Source organism: Bacillus salacetis (assembly GCF_003581585.1).
In the GTDB taxonomy this organism is placed as follows: Bacteria; Bacillota; Bacilli; order Bacillales; family Bacillaceae_B; genus Rossellomorea; species Rossellomorea salacetis.
This window is the reverse complement of record NZ_QXIR01000063.1, coordinates 1-4,370: the sequence shown is the minus strand read 5'-3', so window position 1 is coordinate 4,370 and position 4,370 is coordinate 1. Positions and strand designations below refer to the sequence as shown.

Annotated in this window: 4 protein-coding genes; 2 read left to right on the top strand and 2 right to left on the bottom strand. The window is 34.1% G+C overall.

From position 1 onward, the window contains the following. Positions 1-1,446 (top strand): DNA/RNA helicase domain-containing protein (locus D3H55_RS23425; protein ID WP_119549740.1); only part of this gene is annotated, 1,446 nt, incomplete at its 5' end. Then, positions 1,439-1,750 (top strand): nucleotide pyrophosphohydrolase, encoded by a 312-nt coding sequence (locus D3H55_RS23420; RefSeq protein ID WP_119549739.1) that lies wholly within the window; start codon positions 1,439-1,441, stop codon positions 1,748-1,750. The genes D3H55_RS23425 and D3H55_RS23420, both read left to right, overlap by 8 nt. 146 nt (positions 1,751-1,896) lie before the next feature. On the opposite strand, the gene D3H55_RS23415 is transcribed toward D3H55_RS23420, so the two are convergent. Together D3H55_RS23415 and D3H55_RS23410 are read right to left on the bottom strand one after the other, a co-directional pair. Next, positions 1,897-2,559 carry a hypothetical protein gene (locus tag D3H55_RS23415; RefSeq protein ID WP_119549738.1) on the bottom strand — a complete coding sequence of 221 codons (663 nt, stop codon included), beginning with the start codon at positions 2,557-2,559 and terminating at the stop codon, positions 1,897-1,899. Between the two features lie 4 nt (positions 2,560-2,563). After that, positions 2,564-3,913, bottom strand: a complete 1,350-nt coding sequence (locus D3H55_RS23410) for an AAA family ATPase (protein WP_168413247.1) — start codon at positions 3,911-3,913, stop codon at positions 2,564-2,566. Positions 3,914-4,370: the final 457 nt, after the last annotated feature.

Sequence of the window (4,370 nt, the reverse complement as noted above, 5' to 3'; positions counted from 1 at the left end):
ATAGGCCATGAGAAGTTTAACCAGTCGGCGACCTATAATATCGAGTCCAATCTTATAAACTTCTTTATTGCCGATAATCGCTACCAGCTGCAGAATGTGAGCCAGACGAATTCCAGGGAAATGCACAACTATTATGAGAAGCCTTTTTATAATGAGGAGCTTTTTCAAACGATTTGGGAGAAGCTTAGGGAAGAGAAGATCGTTTACGACACAGTTGAAAATCTCAGAAATAAAGATATCTACAAGTTATCTCCCTATAAAGAACTCACACCTCAGCAGCTTGATATTAAAAATGAAATTCTCGATTTCTGCAAAGAAAATATCACCCGGGATGGCAATCATGTAATTGCGATTGAAGGCGACGCTGGATCCGGGAAGAGCGTCCTGTTAAGCTCTTTGTTTAACACCATTCAGGACTTAGCTCATGACAGCAGCTCCTCCCTCCATGGAACGGATAATTACCTCCTCGTGAATCATGGAGAAATGCTGAAGACGTATAAAGGTATTGCTAACAGCCTGCCTAATTTGAAGAAGAAGAGTCTCATGAAACCTACACCCTTCATTAATCAAAAGACAAAAGATGACTCGAAGGCAGATATCGTTTTGGTAGACGAAGCTCACCTTCTCCTTACAAAGGAAGATTCTTATAACAACTTTAAGTATCAGAACCAGCTGGATGAAATCATTAAACGCAGCAAAATCACCATTGTTATTTTTGACCCGAAACAAGTGCTGAAAATTAAAAGCTACTGGGATGATCGATTGCTTGAGGAAATCACAAACCAGTACAATGCAAAAACCGTAAAGCTGACTGATCAGTTGAGGATGAACGCCAATCCTGAAACAATGAGCTGGATTGATCATTTTGTTGCGAAAGAGTTACTTCCCTTACCACCTAAAAAGAAAGATTCTAAGTTTGAACTGAAAATTTTTGAAGAAGCTTCAGCCTTTAAAGAAGCCATTGAGAGCAAGAATGATGAAGTCGGTCTTTCTCGCATCGTCTCAACATTTGATTATCTTCATAAAAAAGATAAGAAGACCTACATCGTAGACGAAGAAGGAATCAACATGCCCTGGAATAGTACGCAAGATAATATCACCTGGGCTGAATATCCGGAATCTATCAAAGAGGTTGGTTCGATTTACACGGTGCAAGGATTTGACCTAAATTATGTCGGTATGGTCCTTGGCCCCTCCGTCGGGTATGATGAAGAAAATGACCGGCTCGTTATTGACCCTTCAAAATATAAAGACACCGGGGCGTTCATTTCAAGAACAGACCTAGCCCCTGAAAAGAACCAGGAGATAAAAGAAGAAATCATCTTGAACTCCATTAACGTTCTGATGAAACGCGGGATCAGCGGCTTATATATCTATGCCACAGATCCGGAGTTAAGGAAAAGGTTACTGGAATTGCAATGCAAAGGAGAAAATCAATATGAGTGATATACAGAGTTTAATTAATTCAGTAAATAAATTCAGGGATGACCGCAACTGGCGTCAATACCATAACCCTAAGGACCTTGCAATCTCCATCTCAATTGAAGCCGCAGAACTCCTGGAGGATTTCCAATGGATTAGCAGCGAAAAAGCACTTCAGGAAAATAAAGAAAACATCCGGGAAGAAATCGCGGATGTTCTCATTTATTCACTGATGCTTTGTTCTGATCTTGAGTTGGATGTTAAGAAGATTGTTGAGGAGAAGTTGGAGAAGAATGGTGAGAAGTATCCGTTTGATATCTACGAGTAAGAATAATTCTATTCCCTATTCCCCCTTACAACTACACTAATGAAAGAAGAGCAAGAAAAAGAGGCAAGACCTGCCTCCAGTACTTTTATCCTTTTGTGTACTGGGGGCAGAGCCCAGTCCTCCTTAGCATATTATATGGAAGCTAATTACACTCCTATTTGCTCAAGTTCTTTGTAATAATTGTCAATTTCTTTGCTGCTTTTTATTATAGGTTTGTTTATTTCTATCCTATTATGCAGGCTAGATACTTCATCTATTAAGTGAAGTACCACCTTTTCTTGATAATTGGATGTACTACTGAGATAAGCCAAGCTTAACGCCATATTCTTTACCGGATCCTCTTCAATTTCAATATCCACCATAATTATATAGTTTTTAGGGATACTTCTAAAATTATCTCTTTCAGCCTTGGTAATTTCCAACCTCGACATTTTTAACATTAATTCTAGTAAAAACAAACTGTCTTGAATTTTTGTTTCAAAATCAAATTTTATGATTTGCTTGTCAATTAATTTAGTTGCTTTATCGGGGGATTGTCCCTCCAAGTTACTAATAAACCTATCTAATCCTTTAAATTCTAAAAAGTCCAATCTATTAGTATTTGTGAAAAGTTTTAAAGCGTCACATGACTTGGGCTCTTGAAAGACTTCTGGTGATTGGTTAATAACTTGAATTAACCTTTTTTTAGTTTCATCAAAGTCTATTACTTTTGTACTTGATATATCGCAACAAGATTTTTCTATATCCTTTATTTCTTTTATAATAAAGTAGCCTTCATCCATTCCAAACTTAAGTAGTTTCTCTATCATTTCCTTACTCCCATACCAATTTCTGTAACGGATCAGATAATTTTCTGAAAACCTTATTCAAGTTTTCGTTAACTTCATACACCTCTGTACCAAGATTATTATCAACTTTTTCAGCAAAATAAAAGTTGGTTTTATCATATATTCCAGCTTTATCGCTAAATACCTTAAGCGCTTGTAAAATGTAAGGACTATGAGTAGTCACTAATACCGGGACTCCATTTTTCACTAGTTCCACTATGATTTTACAATACTCTACTTGCCATTTAGGGTGTAAGTGGATTTCAGGTTCATCAACAATAAATAAACTTCTGTCGTTTAAGATACCCGATTTAACCAACATTTGAATAAGGCTAAATGCTTTTACTCCCGAAGCAATATTGGCAGACTTTATTCTGAATTTCTCGCCATTATATTCTTTTTGGTAAAAAAAATCTCTTTTCTTTTTATTAAAGACTACTTCTCCATCTACGATATTATTAATTTTATTTAGAATAGATTCTTGATACTTTTCCATGTTAGTAATTTCATTGAAATATTCAGAGTTAGCTAGTTTATTTATTATATCTTTTATATGAAAAGGGACAATAGATTTCCTTATGTTGCTAAACTTATTAGCTGTCTTTTCTTCATCTTCTAAAAAAGCTGTACTCCTTTCAATCAAATCATACATTTGTAATATAAAAGGCGTTTCTATATAGGTAACATCATTAAAAAACAATTCCTCTTCACTATAAGATAGGTTTTCTATTATATTTTCTCTAATTGAAACTTCTAGTACATTATCAAGTCCTTCAGAAAACTTAACCCAAGAATCACCTTTACTTAATTTATTCGAAATCTCTGTTCCAAATTCCGACATAAATGCCAGTCTTAATGCATTATTAATGTATTCTTTCTTTTCTCCAGAACTAAAGTAACTAATTTCTTTTATTAATGAAATTAGCTTTGAAATAATTAGTTCTTTTTCTGACTCCTTAAGTTTAGAATCCTCTATAAGGTAAATTCTATAATTCAACAGGTTTTCAATAGATTCAATATCTTTCATATCTAAGTAAAATTCTATTTCTTTCATTAATTTTGGGGGAGAAAATTCTCTTACAAGATTAATTTCTAAACTATCAATATTGGAAAGCCTTCTAACTCTCATAAATATATTATGAAGCAACCTATAAATTTGTCTCTTATTATCTTCATTGAAATCTTGTTCATACCTGCTAAAAGCTTTTATAATAGCGAACATAGTTTTACCTATTGTACTTTTACCAGTGTCATTTTCACCTGCTATTATTGAAAGACCATCGATTTTAACATTAGCGTAGTTAATTAACCCGATATTTTTTAATTCTAAACTCACGACTAGCACCTCATTTCATCTTTCAATCTACACACTCATCATAAGTTTATTCATATACTATTGGTAGTTTAGCATAATTTAACTATTTAGTATTTATATTCTTTAATGACTTATTAATTCCTTTAATTAATATGTCATTATGGTTCAAATAAATTATTGTTGGCTCTAATAATTTCTAACTGCTCCTCCTTAATTTCTCCCTTATAGCTCCATACATAAAATCGGCTTTTAGGAGCTGCCTTCTTGAAGACTCATTAGTTAATTACATATATTCAGCAGGCACTTTGAAGTTATCACTTACTCCTTTCGGTTTAGATGTGATCCTCCTATTCTTATCTTACCCTTTAACTAATAATAATTTTTCTTTTCAATGTGGGTGGCTATAGCTTTAAGAGGTCGTAGAGGAGATAAATAAGTATTTTGAGTCTGGATTGTACCAACCAGGTTAAGCTGCGTT

Excerpts from the sequence above, each read along its gene's own strand:
- D3H55_RS23415 (WP_119549738.1), bottom strand. The coding sequence starts at position 2,559 with ATGATAGAGAAACTACTTAAGTTTGGAATGGATGAAGGCTACTTTATT.
- D3H55_RS23420 (WP_119549739.1), top strand. The coding sequence starts at position 1,439 with ATGAGTGATATACAGAGTTTAATTAATTCAGTAAATAAATTCAGGGAT.